This is a genomic window from Aeromonas sp. R1-1, assembly GCF_040908495.1.
In the GTDB taxonomy this organism is placed as follows: domain Bacteria; phylum Pseudomonadota; class Gammaproteobacteria; order Enterobacterales; family Aeromonadaceae; genus Aeromonas; species Aeromonas veronii.
Genome location: NZ_JBFODV010000254.1, coordinates 1 through 15,796, shown reverse-complemented (window position 1 = coordinate 15,796; position 15,796 = coordinate 1). Strand labels below are relative to the sequence as shown.

At 60.9% G+C, this 15,796-nt stretch carries 17 protein-coding genes; 5 read left to right on the top strand and 12 right to left on the bottom strand.

Translation table 11 applies throughout. From position 1 onward, the window contains the following. Positions 1–121: 121 nt before the first annotated feature. From AB5Y92_RS17020 to ilvG, 3 genes are read right to left on the bottom strand one after another with little or no spacing between them, the layout of a single operon-like run. Complete coding sequence (locus tag AB5Y92_RS17020) at positions 122–1,066, bottom strand: branched-chain amino acid transaminase (RefSeq protein ID WP_368227216.1); 945 nt, start codon at positions 1,064–1,066, stop codon at positions 122–124. A gap of 12 nt (positions 1,067–1,078) precedes the next feature. Beyond that, positions 1,079–1,357 (bottom strand): acetolactate synthase 2 small subunit, encoded by a 279-nt coding sequence (gene ilvM, locus AB5Y92_RS17015; protein WP_005342011.1) that lies wholly within the window; start codon positions 1,355–1,357, stop codon positions 1,079–1,081. Continuing rightward, a complete protein-coding gene (gene ilvG, locus AB5Y92_RS17010) occupies positions 1,354–3,000 on the bottom strand; it encodes an acetolactate synthase 2 catalytic subunit (protein WP_368227215.1) in 1,647 nt (548 codons plus the stop codon). The genes ilvM and ilvG overlap by 4 nt, the downstream gene beginning before the upstream one ends. Before the next feature lie 383 nt (positions 3,001–3,383). On the opposite strand from ilvG, the gene AB5Y92_RS17005 reads away from it, so the two are divergent. The 3 genes from AB5Y92_RS17005 (at position 3,384) to AB5Y92_RS16995 (ending at position 6,896) form a co-directional block, all read left to right on the top strand. Continuing rightward, complete coding sequence (locus AB5Y92_RS17005) at positions 3,384–4,898, top strand: YifB family Mg chelatase-like AAA ATPase (protein ID WP_368227214.1); 1,515 nt, start codon at positions 3,384–3,386, stop codon at positions 4,896–4,898. A 126-nt stretch (positions 4,899–5,024) separates the two neighbouring features. After that, positions 5,025–5,924, top strand: a complete 900-nt coding sequence (locus AB5Y92_RS17000; RefSeq protein ID WP_368227213.1) for an acyltransferase — start codon at positions 5,025–5,027, stop codon at positions 5,922–5,924. Between the two features lie 6 nt (positions 5,925–5,930). Beyond that, a complete protein-coding gene (locus AB5Y92_RS16995; protein ID WP_368227212.1) occupies positions 5,931–6,896 on the top strand; it encodes an acyltransferase in 966 nt (321 codons plus the stop codon). On the opposite strand, the gene AB5Y92_RS16990 is transcribed toward AB5Y92_RS16995, so the two are convergent. After that, positions 6,821–7,324, bottom strand: a complete 504-nt coding sequence (locus AB5Y92_RS16990; RefSeq protein WP_368227211.1) for a DUF523 domain-containing protein — start codon at positions 7,322–7,324, stop codon at positions 6,821–6,823. The genes AB5Y92_RS16995 and AB5Y92_RS16990 overlap by 76 nt on opposite strands. Continuing rightward, positions 7,321–7,971, bottom strand: a complete 651-nt coding sequence (locus tag AB5Y92_RS16985; protein ID WP_158113487.1) for a DNA mismatch repair protein MutT — start codon at positions 7,969–7,971, stop codon at positions 7,321–7,323. Before AB5Y92_RS16985 ends, AB5Y92_RS16990 begins: the two co-directional genes overlap by 4 nt. A 74-nt stretch (positions 7,972–8,045) precedes the next feature. Here AB5Y92_RS16985 and AB5Y92_RS16980 point away from each other — a divergent pair, with 74 nt between their 5' ends. Further along, positions 8,046–8,681, top strand: coding sequence for a nicotinamidase (locus AB5Y92_RS16980; RefSeq protein WP_215802715.1), 636 nt, complete (start codon positions 8,046–8,048; stop codon positions 8,679–8,681). A 1-nt stretch (position 8,682) separates the two neighbouring features. Next, positions 8,683–9,861 (top strand): nicotinate phosphoribosyltransferase, encoded by a 1,179-nt coding sequence (gene pncB, locus AB5Y92_RS16975; RefSeq protein WP_204481876.1) that lies wholly within the window; start codon positions 8,683–8,685, stop codon positions 9,859–9,861. 72 nt (positions 9,862–9,933) lie between these two features. Here the strand turns inward: pncB and AB5Y92_RS16970 are convergent, their stop codons facing one another. The 7 genes from AB5Y92_RS16970 to AB5Y92_RS16940 form a co-directional block, all read right to left on the bottom strand. After that, positions 9,934–10,542 carry a thiol:disulfide interchange protein DsbA/DsbL gene (locus tag AB5Y92_RS16970; protein WP_005339604.1) on the bottom strand — a complete coding sequence of 203 codons (609 nt, stop codon included), beginning with the start codon at positions 10,540–10,542 and terminating at the stop codon, positions 9,934–9,936. 137 nt (positions 10,543–10,679) lie between these two features. Continuing rightward, positions 10,680–11,669: a serine/threonine protein kinase gene (locus AB5Y92_RS16965; protein WP_040095068.1), complete on the bottom strand. Its 990-nt coding sequence runs from the start codon at positions 11,667–11,669 to the stop codon at positions 10,680–10,682. A gap of 102 nt (positions 11,670–11,771) precedes the next feature. Then, a complete protein-coding gene (gene ccoG, locus AB5Y92_RS16960) occupies positions 11,772–13,223 on the bottom strand; it encodes a cytochrome c oxidase accessory protein CcoG (RefSeq protein ID WP_005356121.1) in 1,452 nt (483 codons plus the stop codon). A 155-nt stretch (positions 13,224–13,378) separates the two neighbouring features. Beyond that, the gene (locus AB5Y92_RS16955) at positions 13,379–13,642 is read right to left on the bottom strand and encodes a YihD family protein (RefSeq protein ID WP_005339598.1); all 264 of its coding nucleotides are present in this window, start codon (positions 13,640–13,642) and stop codon (positions 13,379–13,381) included. Between the two features lie 30 nt (positions 13,643–13,672). Further along, positions 13,673–14,827: a GGDEF domain-containing protein gene (locus AB5Y92_RS16950; protein WP_005339596.1), complete on the bottom strand. Its 1,155-nt coding sequence runs from the start codon at positions 14,825–14,827 to the stop codon at positions 13,673–13,675. A gap of 127 nt (positions 14,828–14,954) precedes the next feature. Continuing rightward, complete coding sequence (gene cueR, locus AB5Y92_RS16945) at positions 14,955–15,344, bottom strand: Cu(I)-responsive transcriptional regulator (RefSeq protein ID WP_005356117.1); 390 nt, start codon at positions 15,342–15,344, stop codon at positions 14,955–14,957. Next, the coding region (locus AB5Y92_RS16940; protein WP_368227210.1) for an HAD-IC family P-type ATPase at positions 15,345–15,796 on the bottom strand (452 nt) is incomplete at its 5' end.

The window sequence follows — 15,796 nt, the reverse complement described above, 5'->3', positions numbered from 1 at the left end:
TATGGGCTCGATGCGTTATGCGGTGATGATACGAGTGGATCGGAATCGATCCTGGTGAAGGCTCCTCTGGGAAGTTCTCACCGGAAGCGACTCGGGGAGGCATGGAGCCTCCCCTCTCTTATCAGTCGTTGACTGGCGTCAGCCAGCCCCACTTGTCCTCGGTCTTGCCATTGAACAGGCCGAAGAAGGCGTTCTGCAACTGCTCGGTCACCGGGCCACGGCTGCCAGCCCCTACCTTCATCCGATCGACGGAGCGCACCGGCGTCACTTCGGCGGCGGTGCCGGTCATAAAGATCTCGTCTGCAACATAGAGCGCCTCTCGGGGCAGCGCCTGCTCGCGTACCTCGTAACCCAAGTCACGCGCCAGCGTCATGATAGTGTCGCGGGTGATGCCGGGCAGGATGGCGGCGGTAGCGGGCGGGGTAAACAGCACGCCGTTCTTCACCAGAAACAGGTTCTCCCCCGCCCCTTCGCTCAGGTAGCCGTTCACATCCAGCGCCAGCCCCTCGGCAAAGCCGTTGCGCTTGGCCTCGCGGCTGATGAGCTGGGAGGAGAGGTAGTTGCCGCCCGCCTTGGCGCCGGTGGGAATGGTGTTGGGCGCGAGCCGGTTCCAGGAGGTGACGCAGACATCCACCCCGTTTTTCAGCCCCTCTTCCCCCAGATAAGCGCCCCACGGCAGAGCGGCAACCATCAGGTCAGCCTTGGCATCCAGCGGCGGATGCAGCCCCAGCCCCACGTTGCCGACAAAGGCCAGCGGGCGCAGATAGCCGCTCTTCAGGCCGTTCTCGCGCACCACGGTGCGGCAGGCTTCATTTACGTCTGACTCGCTGTAGGGAACCTCCATCCAGTAGATCTTGGCGGAGTCGAACAGGCGGCGGGTGTGCTCCTGCAGACGGAAAATGCAGGTGCCCTTGGGGGTATCGTAGGCACGCACACCCTCGAACACCGAGGAACCATAGTGCAGGGCGTGGCTCATCACGTGCACCTGGGCATCCTGCCAGGGCACCAGTGTGCCGTTAAACCAGATGTATTGCGGGTGAGTGGCGGATTGGGAAGGCTGTGACATTGGCTTGGCTCCTTAAGCTCTGATCCGGGGTTGCTGTTCCAGTGCATCGACCCGGGAGACGTCCACCAGCTTCACCAGCTGGCTCCACAACTGCTGGATGGGACGCACCGACTCGACAGTAACCGTGATCCGCAGCTGTTGGCAATCCTGCTCCATATTCAAGGCGCAGAGATTGAAGCCGCGGTGGCGCACCACCCGCAGTACCCGCTCCATCACTTCGGGTCTGGGCTGGGCGTGGATATGCAGGGTGTGTTGTGCAAATGCTGGCTGGGCAAGGGTGTGCGGGTTCATGGGCGTTGCTCCATCATCTGGTGGTTGGCGACTCCTGGCGGAACCAGGGGCCAGACGTTTTCTTCCTCTGAAATAGCCACATGCAGCAGGTAGGCACTCTCGCTTGCCAGCAGGCGATCGAGGGCTCCGGCTATCTGCTCCTTGCATGTGATGGTTTCGCCGGGGATGCCGAAAGCAGCAGCCAAGGCGACGAAATCGGGGTTGTCGGAAAGGATGGTCTCGCTGTAGCGGCCGTCGAAGAATAGCTCCTGCCACTGGCGCACCATGCCGAGGCGCTGGTTGTCCAGCAGCACCATCTTCACCTTGAGTTGGGCGCGGCGGATGGTGCCGAGCTCTTGCACGTTCATCATGAAAGAGCCGTCACCGCTTACCAGCACCACTTCATCCTCCGGGCGCGACATTTTGGCGCCGATGGCGGCGGGCAGACCGAAGCCCATGGTGCCGAGACCAGCGCTGGAGAGGTGGTTGCGCGGGCTGGTGAAGCGCATATGCTGGGCCACCCACATCTGATGCTGACCCACGTCGCAGGCGACCACGCTGCTCTCCGGCAACTTGGCAGATAGCTGTTTGAGCAGAGCCGGGGCATAGATGGCCTGACCCGGATGGTCGTAGCGAAACGCATATTCGCGGGCCATGGCGGCGCAGTGTTCACGCCAGGGGGCGATGTCGAGAGTCATGGCAAGGCGTGGCAACACCTGCTTGAGATCCGTGGTGATACCCACCTCGGCGGCGCGGCGCTTGCCGAACTCGGCGGCATCCACATCGAGATGGATCACCTTGGCCTCGGGGGCGAACTCTTCCAGCTTGCCAGTCACCCGATCATCGAAACGAGCACCCACCACCAGCAGCAGATCGCACTGCTGCACCGCGTAGTTGGCCGCCTTGGTGCCGTGCATGCCGAGCATGCCCAGATAAACGGGGCTATCGGGGTCGAGCGCACCGATCCCCTTGAGGGTGGTGACTGCTGGCATGCCGGTTGCGGCAGCAAAGTCACGCAACTGCTGCTCGGCATTGGCCATGCCTACCCCGCCACCGACGTAGAGTACCGGGCGCTCGGCGGCAGCGATCAGAGTGCGGGCAGCAGTCAACTCCGAGAGGTTGAGCACCTCCGGCTCTTCCACCGCAAACAGCGGGCTCTGGGGCGGCACGGCGGCCAGTTGCACATCCTTGGGGAGATCGATCAGCACAGGTCCGGGGCGCCCTTCGGTGGCGATGGCGAAAGCTTCTGCCAACACCCGCCCCAGATCGGCGGCATCAGTCACCATAAAGGAGTGTTTGGTGCAGGAGAGGGACATGCCGAGCACGTCGACCTCCTGAAATGCATCGGTACCGATGGCGGCACAGGGCACCTGTCCACTGATGGCCACCAGCGGCACCGAATCGAGCTGCGCCTCCGCCAGACCGGTCACCAGATTGGTGGCGCCGGGGCCGGAGGTGGCGATGCAGACCCCAACCTGACCGGAGGCGCGGGCATAACCGACCGCGGCCATGGCGGCACCCTGCTCGTGGCGGCAGAGCTGATGGGCCAGACCACCGTCATACAGGGCATCGTAGACCGGCATGATGGCCCCGCCCGGGTAACCAAACACCTGGGTCACACCCTGTTTCTTGAGAGCCTGTACCAAAAACTGCGCGCCGTTCATGTGGAAAATCCTGTCCTTTGGTCGAAAAAAACCCCCGGGCTGTGAGGCTCGGGGGTCGCTTGTTTCGTTCTGTCCGGTGGTGGGTCTATCCCTTGTTCCGTGCAGCTAAACGAGCCCCGAGCGGTGAGATAATAATCACCACTAGGACCACAATAATGCTGACGAAACGGGAGGCCATGTTCATAGTTACAACCGGAAATCCTGTGAAATTGGGGCGGTTTTAACCGCGAATGGCTATTAGAACTAGCACGGTGATTTTTATTGGGCAAGCCTTTTTTCTGTGACAACCCACTGATTTTGGCTATTCCTCAGCCGGAACTCTGGAATAAAAAACCAACAATAAGCAGTTAGTCAGAACATATATCAACTCAAGGACGGGATTTATGTCATTAGCTGTGGTTTATAGCCGTGCCAGCCTCGGGATCGCGGCCCCGCAAGTTACAGTGGAAGTTCACCTCTCCAACGGCCTGCCCGCCTTCAACATGGTCGGCCTGCCGGAAACCTCGGTGAAGGAGTCGCGGGATCGGGTGCGCAGCGCCCTACTCAACGGCAACTTCGAGTTCCCGAGCAAACACATCACAGTCAATCTGGCCCCCGCCGACCTGCCCAAGGAGGGGGGCCGTTTCGATCTGGCCATCGCTATCGGCATTCTCGCCGCTTCCAAGCAGATACCCGCAAAATACCTGCTCGATCACGAATTTTTGGGGGAGTTGGCCCTGACCGGCGAAATTCGTCCCGTGCTCGGCGTACTGCCCGCCGTGCTCGCCTGCCGCGATGCGGGGCGCACCCTGCTGGTGCCGCGGGAGAACGGCCCAGAAGCTTCTCTTATTCAGGATGCCGAGGTGCGTACCGCTCACCAACTGCTGGCCGTCACCGCCTGGTTGGCAGGCCAATACGAGCTGCCACTGCCGGATCAACAAAGCGCGGAGAGCCTGCCCGATGTACCGGATCTACAGGATGTGATCGGCCAGTCACAGGCCAAGCGGGCGCTGGAGATCGCTGCCGCCGGCAGCCACAACCTGCTGTTCATCGGCCCGCCCGGGACCGGCAAGAGCATGCTGGCCAGCCGTCTGCCCGGCATCCTGCCGCCGCTGAACGAGCAGGAGGCGCAGCAGACCGCCGCCATCCACTCCATCGGAGGTCTCACCCCGCGCGCCGGTCACTGGCACCACAGACCCTATCGCACCCCGCACCACAGCGCCTCGGCGGTAGCGCTGGTGGGCGGTGGCAGCCACCCGCGGCCCGGCGAAATTTCGTTGGCCCACAACGGGGTGCTGTTTCTGGACGAGCTCCCAGAATTCGAGCGCAAGGTGCTCGACTCCCTGCGCGAGCCACTGGAGACGGGCCATATCACCATCAGCCGGGCCGCCCGTCAGGTGGATTTCCCCGCCCGCTTCCAGCTGGTGGGCGCCATGAATCCCAGCCCCTGTGGCCACTATGGCGATGGCCAGACCCGCTCCAGCCCGGATCAGATCTTGCGCTACCTCGGCAAGCTCTCCGGCCCCTTTCTCGACCGCTTCGACCTGACGGTGGAGGTGCCACTACTGCCCAAGGGGAGCTTGACCGGCAAGGCGGAGCGGGGGGAGTCGAGCCAGCAGATCCGCGATCGGGTGCTGGCGGCACGGGAGCGGATGCTGAGCCGCAACGGCAAGCTCAACAACCTGCTGGATAGTCGCGAGATAGAGGATATTTGCCGACTATCACCGCAAGATGCCGAATTTTTGGAAAGTGCCATCCAGAAGCTGGGGCTCAGTATCCGGGCCTGGCACCGCATCCTGCGGGTATCTCGTACCATCGCCGATCTGGCCGGACAACCCGCCATCGGCAAGGAGCATCTTATCGAGGCGCTCGGCTACCGGGCCATGGATCGGCTACTGTCGCGACTGCGCAGCAGCTGACAGAAGGGAAAGGGTAAGTCCGGCGCCATAACTGCTCTGAATGGTCTCACGGGCCATCGGCTGATATTATGGCCACAGATCTGACCACTTGATGGCCCTTTATCGACAGCAAGACGGACCCGACTCATGCCCAACAAGCTGATAGAGCGACTGCGCGGCAGCCTCTCCACCCTGCTCTATTTTTTCAACACCCTCTTCTGGTTTGTCCCCATCTTCTCGCTGGGTCTGCTCAAGCTCCTGCTCCCCCTCAAGGGGTGGCGCACCCTCTGCAACTGGCTGCTGGATGGCTGTGCCAGCTGCTGGATCGGTTTCAACAATTTGATCCAGAAAACCATCATCAGAACCCCTTTCGATGTGGTCGGAGTGGACAAAGGGCGCCGGAATGAGTGGTATATGGTGATTGCCAACCATCAATCCTGGGTCGACATACTGGTACTGCAGCGGGTTTTTAACCAAAAAATTCCCTTCCTGAAGTTTTTCCTCAAGAAAGAGCTGATTTGGGTACCTTTTCTCGGTCTGGCATGGTGGGCGCTCGACTTCCCCTTCATGCGGCGATATTCCAGGAAATTTCTGGAAAAGCATCCCCATCTGAAGGGAAAAGACATAGAGACAACCCGTAAAGCCTGTGCCCGGTTCCGCCACATTCCAGTGAGTGTGATGAACTTCGTCGAAGGCACCCGCTTCACCAAGGGCAAACATCAGAAGCAGGGTTCGCCCTATCGTCACCTGCTCCATCCGCGCGCAGGCGGCATCGCCTTTACTCTGGCCGCCATGGGTGACCAGTTGCATCAACTGGTAGATGTCACCATCGCCTACCCGGAGGGCATTCCCAGTTACTGGGATTTCATGTGTGGTCGGGTCGGGCAAATCAAGGTTCAGATCCGCTATTTGCCGATCGACCGCAAACTGGTGGGGGATTACTTCAATGACCCCGAGTTCCAACAAGAGTTTCAGCAGTGGCTGAACGGGATCTGGCACGAGAAGGACCAGACCCTGAACCAGCTGCTGGCAACCAAGGCGCAGTGAACACTCATGTTATCCATGCTTCCCGGCCCGCTGGTGCTGCTCATCAGCGCCGGCCTGACCATTCTCTTTACCGCCTTGTGCGCCAGCCTGATCCTGCTGGTTTCGCTGGCCAAACTGCTGCTGCCGGTGCCAGCCTTTGGCCGCGCCTGCAGCCGCCTCAACAACCGCTTCATGCGCCTGTGGCTGGCCTGCAACGCGCTGGTGATACGCCTCACCACCCGCATCGACTGGCAGGTGGAGGACTGCACCAGGCTGCGCAAGGATGGCTGGTATCTCATCATCAGCAACCACATGAGCTGGACCGACATAGTGGTGCTCGGCCACCTGTTCCGGGATCGGCTGCCGGTGCCCAAGTTCTTCATGAAGCACGAGCTCATCTACATCCCGCTGCTGGGGCTCGCCTGCTGGGGGCTCGATATGCCCTTTATGCGCCGCTATTCGCGGGAGTTTTTGCTGAGGAACCCGCACCTGCGCGGCAAGGATATCGAGACAACCCGTAATGCCTGCGAGAAGTTTCGCCATATCCCCACTACCGTCATCAATTTCGTGGAAGGGACCCGCTTCACCGAGCAGAAACGGGATGCTGCCCGCTCCCGCTATCGCCACCTGATGCCGCCCAAAGCGGCAGGACTGGCCTTTACGCTGGCAGCCATGGGCGAGCAGTTCGACAGCCTGATCAACGTCACCATCCGCTATCCGGACAACGCCGAGACCCCGTTCAAGGACTTCCTGATGGGGCGGGTGAAACGCATTCAGGTGCGGATCGAAGAGCTGCCGGTGGATGAGGCGCTCATTGGGGATTACTTCAATGACAAGCAGTTCAAGCGCGGTTTTCAGGAGTGGCTAAACCAGCGCTGGCAGGAGAAAGACGAGGTGCTGGAGGGGTGGCAGAGCGGTCAGACGCCGCTGCCGGTTGCCGCCAAATCCGGGGATGCATCCAAAGAGAGCGCAGAAGCCAACTCGGCCAACTGATCCTCCGAGAACACTGCAATACCGTGGCGGCGCAGCAGGGCGGTGGTCTTGCCCTCGCCCGCCACAGAAACACCTTCGAAGCGGCCGTTATAGATACGGCCGCTGCCACATGAGGGGCTCCCCTCTTTCAGCAGGGCGAAGCGAATACCCTGCGCCTGACAGATTTCCAGCGCCAGCTCGGCGCCGCGGTCAAACTCTTCAGTCACATCCAGCCCGCTCGCCGTCACTACCCGATCTCCCTGCCGTTCGGCAGGAGGACGCGGGGTCGGCAGACCACCCGCCACTTCGGGGCAAAACGCCAGCGCCCGCCCCTCGGCACCCAGCTCACTCAGCCAGTTGCTGACAATCCCCTTGCTTTGACCGTCGTAGCGCACAGGCTGGCCCAGCAGGCAGGCACTCACCAGCACTCGAACAGGGGATGCGCTCATGCTTCCGCTCCGTGCATCACCTGATCGAACATTACGCAGCAGGGGCTTTCCATCCGGTAGAGAATGGCGGGGCGCTGTTTGCCGGTACGCTTGCGGCCGGTATCCACCAGAATGTCGGCGCGATGGATCCGCTTGCGAAAGGCGGCCGTATTCATCGGCGTCTGCAGGATGATCTCGAAAGCCCGCTGCACCTCGGAGAGGGTGAATTCGGTACCCAGCAGTTGCAGCGGCAGGGTGCTGTAGCGGCTCTTGATACGCAGCCGCTCCAGCCCCTTGGCGATGAGCTGGAGATGGTCGAAGGCGAGGCTCATGCCCGGCAGGGTCGAAACCGGATGCCAGCAACCGTGGCGGGTCTCCACTTCAGGCGCCACCAGACAGAGGTAAACCAGGGTGGTGGACCAGCCACGGGGATCCCGCTCCAGATTGCCGAGAGTACAGACCTGCTCGCTGTAGCAGTCACCCAGCCCCCACTCCGCCAGCAGGCGGCGCTGGGCGGCGTCCAGATCCCGGTCCAGCGTCTCGTCGATGCGCAGGGCAGGCAGTTGCCAGCAGTTGGCAAAAGGGGGGCGATCGCGGGTCTCGAGCAGCAGCTCGAGCCGCTCCTCATGCAACCGCAGCACCACCATATCCAGACTCATTCTCAGCATCCCGATCGCCCTGCTCGCCTTCCATTAATGTTTGGTAGATAATATCACATGAATAGTATGTGCAGGAGCCAATCATGGGAACCGTCGCCAGTCTGGATATTGATGCGCAGAAGGGCTTTACCCCTCTCTGCCCGAACGAACTGCCCGTCACGGGCGGGGATGATATTGTGGCGGCCCTCAACGCTCAGGCCACCCTCGCCAGCCTGCGCATCGGCAGCAAGGATGCCCACCCCGCCAATGCGGTCTGGGTGGCCAGCGAGCCTGCTACCATGCTGCAACCGCTTGATTTTCCTAACGCCGATCTCACCTGGCCGGTACACTGCGTCCCCGGCAGCAAGGGATTCGAGCTGCTCGACGGCCTGCCCGCCCCTATCGATTACGACTTCTTCATCTGGAAGGGAGTCGAGCCTGACCTGCATCCCTATGGCACCTGTTTCCACGATCTGGCCGAGCGCCGCAGTACCGGCCTCATCGAATTCCTGCAAGCCCGTGGTGTCACCACTGTGCTGGTCGGCGGCCTCGCCACCGACTACTGCGTCAAGACCAGCGTGCTGCAACTGCGCCGCGCCGGTTTCCGGGTGATCGTCCACCTCGATGCCTGCCGTGGCATTGCGCCCGAGACGATTGCCAGCGCCCACACCCAGATGATCGAGGCTGGCGCCGAACTGGCCCAGACCCTGACCGATGTTCAACGCCTGCTGGACGCCTGATATGCCCCCTATCCTAACCAGCCTGCTCGACACCGACGCCTACAAGCTGCATATGCAGCAGGCGGTGTTCCATCGCTATCCGGATGCCGAGGTGGTAGCCGAGTTTCACAGCCGCAATGAAGAGGATCTGCTGCCCATGATGGGGCAGATCGAGGAGCAACTGCGCCTCGCCGGTTCCCTGCGACTGACCAGGCCAGAGCTCGATTTTCTGGCCGAGCGTCCCTTCTTCACCCCTGACTACCTCGACCACCTGCGCCGCAAGCCGCTCGATGCCTCCCTGCTCAAGGTGTTCGAGCAGGATGGCCGCATCAATGTGCGGGTCGAGGGGCCCTGGCAGGATGTGATCCTGTGGGAGATCCCGGTGCTCGCCATCATCAGCGAGATGCGCAACCGCTTCCGCTACCCCCAGTTCGGCGTCAGCCATGCGCTGGATCGGCTCGATCAGAAGATCGACAAGCTGGAGAAGGAGCTGAGCCTCGACGAGATGAGCGAGTTCAACCTCATCGACTTCGGCACCCGCCGCCGCTTCTCCCATGCGGTACAGGATGCGGTAGTGGGTCGCCTCAAGGAGCGGCTGCCGGCGTTTCGCGGCACCAGCAACTACATGCTGGCCCAGAAGTACAAGCTGCCCGCGGTCGGCACCCAGGCCCATGAGTGGTTCCAGGCGCACCAGCAGCTCGGCTTCCCGCTGGAACACAGCCAGCGCGCTGCCCTCACCAGCTGGCTGGACGAGTTCACCGACCATCTCGGCATCGCCCTGACCGACTGCATCACCATGGATGCCTTCCTGCGGGACTTCGACTTCGAGCTGGCCAGCAGCTATCAGGGCTTGCGCCACGACTCCGGCGATCCCGTGGTGTGGGGCGAGAAGGCGATCAGCCACTATCAGCGGCTCGGCATCGATCCTACCGACAAGACCCTGGTCTTCTCCGACGGGCTCAACCTCGACAAGGCGGTGCAGCTGTTCCGCCACTTCCGTGGCCGCATCAACACCAGTTTCGGTATCGGCACCAAGCTCACCTGCGATCTGCCCGGTGTCAGCCCGATGAACATCGTCTTCAAGCTGATCGAGTGCAATGGCGGCCCGGTTGCCAAGATTTCCGACAGCCCGGGCAAGACCCTCTGCCGGGATGCGGAGTTTATCCGCAACCTCAAACAGGCGTTCCACGTCGGGGTCTGATCTTTCCGAGCACCAGAAAACAAAAAGCCCGCCGGTTCGCACCGGCGGGCTTTTTTATCGACTCAAGGGGTATCAGTCTTTCTTGGCCAGCAGGAACTGCACCAGCTTGTTGAACTGCTCTTGAGAGGTGATGGATTCAATCTTCACCATGTACTTGCCGTTCACCAGGAAGGCCGGTACACCGCGAATATTGTAGCTCTCGGTGTTGCGATCGAACTGGGAGACCATGCCGGAGACGGCGAAGCTGTCGACGGCACCGTCGAACTCTTCAGCCGGTACGCCGTTATCCACGAAGATCTTCTTCACATCGTCACGGCTCATCGGCGGCTGACGCTGGGTGTGGATCTTGGTGAAGATGGCCGGGGTCAGCTTGGCTTCGGCATTGAGCAGGCTGGCAACGGCATAGGCACGCTGCATCTCGGGGCCCATCTCGCGACCGAGGAAGGCAACCGGGTTCTTCTTGAGGGGCACACCCTCTGGCAACCCGGCCTTCAACTGCTCAACGATCGGTTCGAAGGTAGCGCAGTGCGGGCAGTAGTAGGAGAAAAACTCCATCACTTCCGGCTGGGCACTGCCAGTCTGTTTGACCACATCGTAGTTGACGCCTTCCTTGAACTCGGGGGCGGCGTGAACCATGGGGATCATCAGCATGGCAGCAAGGAAAAATAGAACTTTTTTCATGATGTTTCCTGTTAAGGGATCACTGTGAGGCACGCCCGGCGAACCGAAGCAGTGCCAAGCCTATTGTTTCGCCATGCTGACGTCAATGGTCAGGGCCGGAGATCGAGTCCCCCTTGCCGCGCAAGATCCCTTCTATTTCACCAGTTTGGCATCAGGCTCAACGGTGGCGCCTTGAGTGCCTCCAGCTGATCGTGCAGTGTCGCTATCTGTTGACGCCAGTAGTGATCGGTATTGAACCAGGGGAAGTGACGGGGGAAGGCGGGATCTTCCCAGCGCCGTGCCAGCCAGGCCATGTAATGAACGATGCGCATCGCCCGCAGCGGCTCGATCAGCGCCAGCTCCCGCGAGTCGAACTCCATAAACTCCTCGTAGCCCGCCAGCAGGGTGTCGAGCTGGATCTGCTGCTCGTGGCGCTCGCCGCTCAGCATCATCCAGAGATCCTGAATCGCGGGGCCGGTGCGGCAATCATCGAGATCGACAAACATGGGGCCATCGCGCCAGAGGATGTTGCCCGGGTGGCAATCGCCATGCAGGGAGATCTGCGCCACATCCAGGGTCATGGCGTCGCTGACATGCTTGATCAGCTCGTCCAGCACCCCGAAGAATTGCTTCGCCAGCCCGCTTGGCAGCCACTCGCCAGACGCCAGCAGCTGACGCGGTTCGTGCAGCATGCTCTCCACATCGAGCCGCACCCGATGATGAAACGGCTTGCTGGCGCCGATCTGATGAATGCGGCCGAGGAAACGCCCCACCCACTCCAGTTGATCGAGATTATCCACTTCGAACTGGCGGCCACCGACGCTTTGCCAGATGGCAAAGGGGTAGCCCTCGTGCTCCAGCAGGGTCTCGCCCGCGAAGGCGAGCGGCGCGGCGACCGGAATCTCAGCCTCTGCGAGACGGGTGGCAAACTCGTGCTCCTCGAGGATCTGGGCCCGACTCCAGCGGCCGGGACGGTAGAACTTCACCACATAGCGGCGACGATCCTCATCCTGAAACTGGTAGACCCGGTTTTCGTAGCTGTTGAGCTCGATAAGGCCGGAGTCGAGCCGCAGGCCACTGAGATCGAGCGCATCCATGATGAGGTCGGGATTGAGGTCGGAATAGTTGAAACGCATGTCATCCACCATAAGAAAGGGGCGCCGTTGCGCCCCATTCTATCACTACTGACCGGCATTGCCGTGCTCGCTGGTGACCGGACTGGCATAACGCCCGCCCGCAGCCACACGCAGTTACAACCGGCTGATAAACTTGCTGCCCTGGCGCAGGTTGCCCTTGCTGTCATCGGGCGCAGCCCCCTCCCGTTTCAGCACGAACTGGATATCCAGCGCCGGCCGTTTCAGGTTGTAGGGATCGACCGCCAGACTGACCGGCAGGGTGTAGATCTCGCCCGCCTTCAGTGTCACTTCACGGGGGCCGAACCACTGATACTCGGGCAAGCCCTCCACATCCAGCTGGTAGGTCTGGGACTGCAGGGTCTTGTTGAGGATCTTGAGGGTGTAGGTGTTCTCAATCAGCCCCTCGCTGTTTTCGCGGAACAACTGGTTGCGATCCCGCAGGATATCGAGCCCCATCGGCATGATGGACATGGCGTTGTAGACAAAGACTCCCAGCATCACCGCCATCACCAGCCCGTAACCAATCAGCTTGGGCCGCGCCACATGAGTGGAGTCGTTGGCCAGCTTGTGCTCTGTGGTGTAGCTGATGAGCCCTTTCGGGTAGCCCATCCGCTCCATGGTCTGGTCGCAGGCATCGACGCAGGCACCGCAGTTGATGCACTCGTACTGCAGGCCGTCGCGGATATCGATACCGGTCGGGCAGACCTGTACGCAAAGATCGCAGTCGATACAGTCACCCAATCCCATCGCCTTGGGATCCGCCTTGCGGGAGCGGGCGCCACGGGTCTCGCCACGCTTGGTGTCATAGCCGACGATGAAGGTGTCCTTGTCGAACATGGCGGACTGGAAGCGGGCGTAGGGGCACATGTGGATACACATGATGGCACGCATCCAGCCTGCATTGCCGTAGGTGATGATGGTGAAGAAGAGCACCCAGAACAGCACCCATCCGCTGGCCTGCAGGGTGAAGAGGTCTGGCACCAGTTCAGTCACATCCTGGAAGTAGGCGACGAAGGTCAGGCCGGTCACCAGCGAGATCGCCAACCAGGCCAGATGCTTGGCCCCCTTGCGAGCCAGCTTCTCGCCGCTCCAGGGCGCCTCGTCCAGCTTGCGCCGTTTGTTGGCGGGCCCTTCCAGCTTCTCTTCAAACCAGATGAACATGAAGGTCCAGACCGTCTGCGGGCAGAGATAGCCACACCAGACCCGACCGAGGAAGGTGGTAATAAAGAAGAGTCCGAAGGCGGCGATCATGAAGAGCCAGGCGAGCAGGGTCAGATCCTGCGGCCAGATGGTGGCGCCAAAGATATGGAACTGCTGGTGACCGAGGTCGAACAGCACCGCCTGTCGTCCATCGTAACGCAGCCAGGGCAGCAGCACGAACAGCGCCACAAAGAACCAGCCCATGGCCTTGCGCATCCGCTGCCAATACCCTTTCTGGGCCCGCACATAGATGCGGTTGCCCGGGTTGAATCTGTCGTCGCTGGCTTTGAACGTATTGGGGTTGAAGGTCCCGGTTACGCCCTTGTCGGTGACGTCCTTGATATCGATTTTATCGTGGTCGGCCATTGCAAGACATCGCTCCCTTATTTGTTATGGAGCGGATTATATCTTAAACAGCATGCTAATTGTGTGGATTAGATGTATCTAATATTGGGGTTGGATCGCAATTTTCGGCAACAAAAAAGCGCATCACCCCGAGGTGATGCGCTTCCGCTAAAGATTCACTTGATTCCGCGTGCCTTGAGCAGTGCCTCTTTGAAATCGGGTACATGATCCTTGGCCAGACCGGGGATCATCGCCTGCTTGTCGGATTCCCGCATCTTGAGGTGATAGATCAGCATGTCGTCGGTCAGCTCGGACAGAGGCCCTTCAAATCCCGCTTCTTGGGCCAGTTTGGCAACAAACTGCACCAGGCTGAGATCCTGTTCCTTGATCCAGGCAGGCTGCAACAACTCCAGCAGCTCTTCGATACGATGACATTGCATAGACAACCTCTTTAATCTGTCACGTTAAATTCAGGCAACCTTACCCATCAAGGCTACTTCGATTCGATCCCGCCCATTATGCTTGGCCTGATAGAGTGCCGCATCCGCTTTTTGGATCAAATCGGCGATTTTCATGCTGTTGTCCGGTATCAGTGTCGCAACACCAAAACTACATGTGACCCGACCGGAGACCAGTGACTTCTGGTGCGGGATGGCCAGCTCCTTGAGCGCCTGCCGCACATTGTCGGCCACCTGCAGTGCCCCCTGCATGCCGGTGCAGGGCAGCAGCAAGGCGAACTCTTCGCCCCCGTAACGGGCCGCCAGATCGTCCTCACGCCGCTCCACCTCGGCCAGCAAGCCAGCCACCTGTTGCAGGCAGTCATCCCCCAGCTGATGGCCGTAGAGATCGTTGAACTGCTTGAAGTAATCCACATCCACCAGCACCAGCGACAACGGCGCCCGGGCGCGATGGCAGCGCCGCCAGGCCCGTTCCAGAGAGTCGTCGAGATGAGCGCGGTTGGCGATGCCGGTCAGGCCGTCGAGGCGAGAGGTGAGGCGCAAATGCTCGGAGACCGCCTTCAGCTCGGCCACCAGCTCGGCGTTGGAGAAACGGTGGTGGAGCGAGGCGATCTGATCCCGCCGCATCCGGCGCAACAGGGTCGGCAGAAAGACAAACAGATAGCCCGCCAGCATGCAGGAGACGATCCGCTCCTGCTCGTTGCCATTGCCCAGCTCGAACAGCATCGCCATACCCAGCGGCAGGGCGGAACCATAGAGGGTGCGGCGGCTGCCAAACAGCATGATGGCGCTGCCGGTAAGAATGAGGCTGGAGAGCATCATCATGGCGGCCCGGTAGGTATCGGGCAGCTTGTCCATGTAGAGCAGCACCCCGAGGGCCCAGATGATGGAGGTGATGGTGGCTCCGATAAAGAGCTCCCGCTCCAGCACAGGCAACGGAGTCTGGTGCAGGCGGGCTCGGCGCCAGCGCAAGTGCCAGCCCCGACCCAGCAGCCACAGGAAAGTGCCTGCCAGCCAACCGAGCGCTTCGATGGCGGGTAGATAGTCGTGAAACAGCAGACTCCAGCCAAATGCCAACACGCCCAAACAGGGGAGACTGAACGATGCATGGGTATAGAGCTGGGCCATAATGGCCTGCTTAACCTGGCGTGTCACACTCTGGGTCAACTGAGTACTCCTGTACAAGAGCCGAGCAGTCTACCATTACCCCCTGACCCGCAACAATAAAGCGCCGCTTATTAAGAAGTTAATCAATCAATAACGATTTCTTCTGCGCTGGCAGGTGAGTCCTTGCTCACCCCTTCTCCAATTCGTCGAGGATCGGGCACTCGGGATTTTCATCCCCGTGGCAGCAGCAAACCAACCCTTCCAGGGAGGTAAGCATGGCCTGCAACCCGGCGATGCGGGCGCGCAGATCGACGATCTTCTCCTGCGCCAGCTTCTTCACCTGGGCGCTGGTTCTGTGTTCGTCCCGATAGAGCGCCAGCAGCTCCTGACACTCCTCCAGATTGAAGCCGGTCTCCCGCGCCCGCTTGACGAAACGCAGCTCCCGCAGCGCCCCCTCGGTGTAACTGCGATAGCCGTTGTCACTGCGTACCGGGGCTGTGATGAGGCCAATGCTCTCGTAATAACGGATGGTCTTGGCGGTCAGCCCAGTGGCCTTGGCAACCTTGCTGATGTTCATTTATGCCTCCTTACTGATCGGGTTGGATGCTGGCCCGTGCGCCGCCCTGGGCTGCCAGCGTTTCAATAACAGGGAATTGCTCAAAACCGTGATACTGCTCAGGGCCATGGCCGCCCCCGCCAGCTCGGGGCTCAGGTAGCCCAGTGCCGCCAGCGGAATGCCAATGATGTTGAACACGAAGGCCCAGAACAGATTCTGCTGTATGGTGCGCCAGGTCGCCGCCGAGATATCGATGGCATCGGCCACCAACCGCGGATCAGAGCGCATCAGGGTGATGGCGGCAGTCTCCATCGCCACATCGGAGCCGGAGCCCATGGCGATGCCGACGTCCGCCGCGGCCAGTGCCGGGGCATCGTTCACCCCGTCCCCCACCATAGCCACCAGCCCGCGGGTTTGCGCCCGCAGCGCCCCCACTTTCTCCACCTTGCCCGCTGGCAGCACGGAGTCAAAGG

What these genes read in the sequence shown, in the direction of transcription:
- AB5Y92_RS17020 (WP_368227216.1), bottom strand. Translation starts at nt 1,066, where the DNA reads ATGTCACAGCCTTCCCAATCCGCCACTCACCCGCAATACATCTGGTTT.
- ilvM (WP_005342011.1), bottom strand. Translation starts at nt 1,357, where the DNA reads ATGAACCCGCACACCCTTGCCCAGCCAGCATTTGCACAACACACCCTG.
- ilvG (WP_368227215.1), bottom strand. Translation starts at nt 3,000, where the DNA reads ATGAACGGCGCGCAGTTTTTGGTACAGGCTCTCAAGAAACAGGGTGTG.
- AB5Y92_RS17005 (WP_368227214.1), top strand. Translation starts at nt 3,384, where the DNA reads ATGTCATTAGCTGTGGTTTATAGCCGTGCCAGCCTCGGGATCGCGGCC.
- AB5Y92_RS17000 (WP_368227213.1), top strand. Translation starts at nt 5,025, where the DNA reads ATGCCCAACAAGCTGATAGAGCGACTGCGCGGCAGCCTCTCCACCCTG.
- AB5Y92_RS16995 (WP_368227212.1), top strand. Translation starts at nt 5,931, where the DNA reads ATGTTATCCATGCTTCCCGGCCCGCTGGTGCTGCTCATCAGCGCCGGC.
- AB5Y92_RS16990 (WP_368227211.1), bottom strand. Translation starts at nt 7,324, where the DNA reads ATGAGCGCATCCCCTGTTCGAGTGCTGGTGAGTGCCTGCCTGCTGGGC.
- AB5Y92_RS16985 (WP_158113487.1), bottom strand. Translation starts at nt 7,971, where the DNA reads ATGCTGAGAATGAGTCTGGATATGGTGGTGCTGCGGTTGCATGAGGAG.
- AB5Y92_RS16980 (WP_215802715.1), top strand. Translation starts at nt 8,046, where the DNA reads ATGGGAACCGTCGCCAGTCTGGATATTGATGCGCAGAAGGGCTTTACC.
- pncB (WP_204481876.1), top strand. Translation starts at nt 8,683, where the DNA reads ATGCCCCCTATCCTAACCAGCCTGCTCGACACCGACGCCTACAAGCTG.
- AB5Y92_RS16970 (WP_005339604.1), bottom strand. Translation starts at nt 10,542, where the DNA reads ATGAAAAAAGTTCTATTTTTCCTTGCTGCCATGCTGATGATCCCCATG.
- AB5Y92_RS16965 (WP_040095068.1), bottom strand. Translation starts at nt 11,669, where the DNA reads ATGGTGGATGACATGCGTTTCAACTATTCCGACCTCAATCCCGACCTC.
- ccoG (WP_005356121.1), bottom strand. Translation starts at nt 13,223, where the DNA reads ATGGCCGACCACGATAAAATCGATATCAAGGACGTCACCGACAAGGGC.
- AB5Y92_RS16955 (WP_005339598.1), bottom strand. Translation starts at nt 13,642, where the DNA reads ATGCAATGTCATCGTATCGAAGAGCTGCTGGAGTTGTTGCAGCCTGCC.
- cueR (WP_005356117.1), bottom strand. Translation starts at nt 15,344, where the DNA reads ATGAACATCAGCAAGGTTGCCAAGGCCACTGGGCTGACCGCCAAGACC.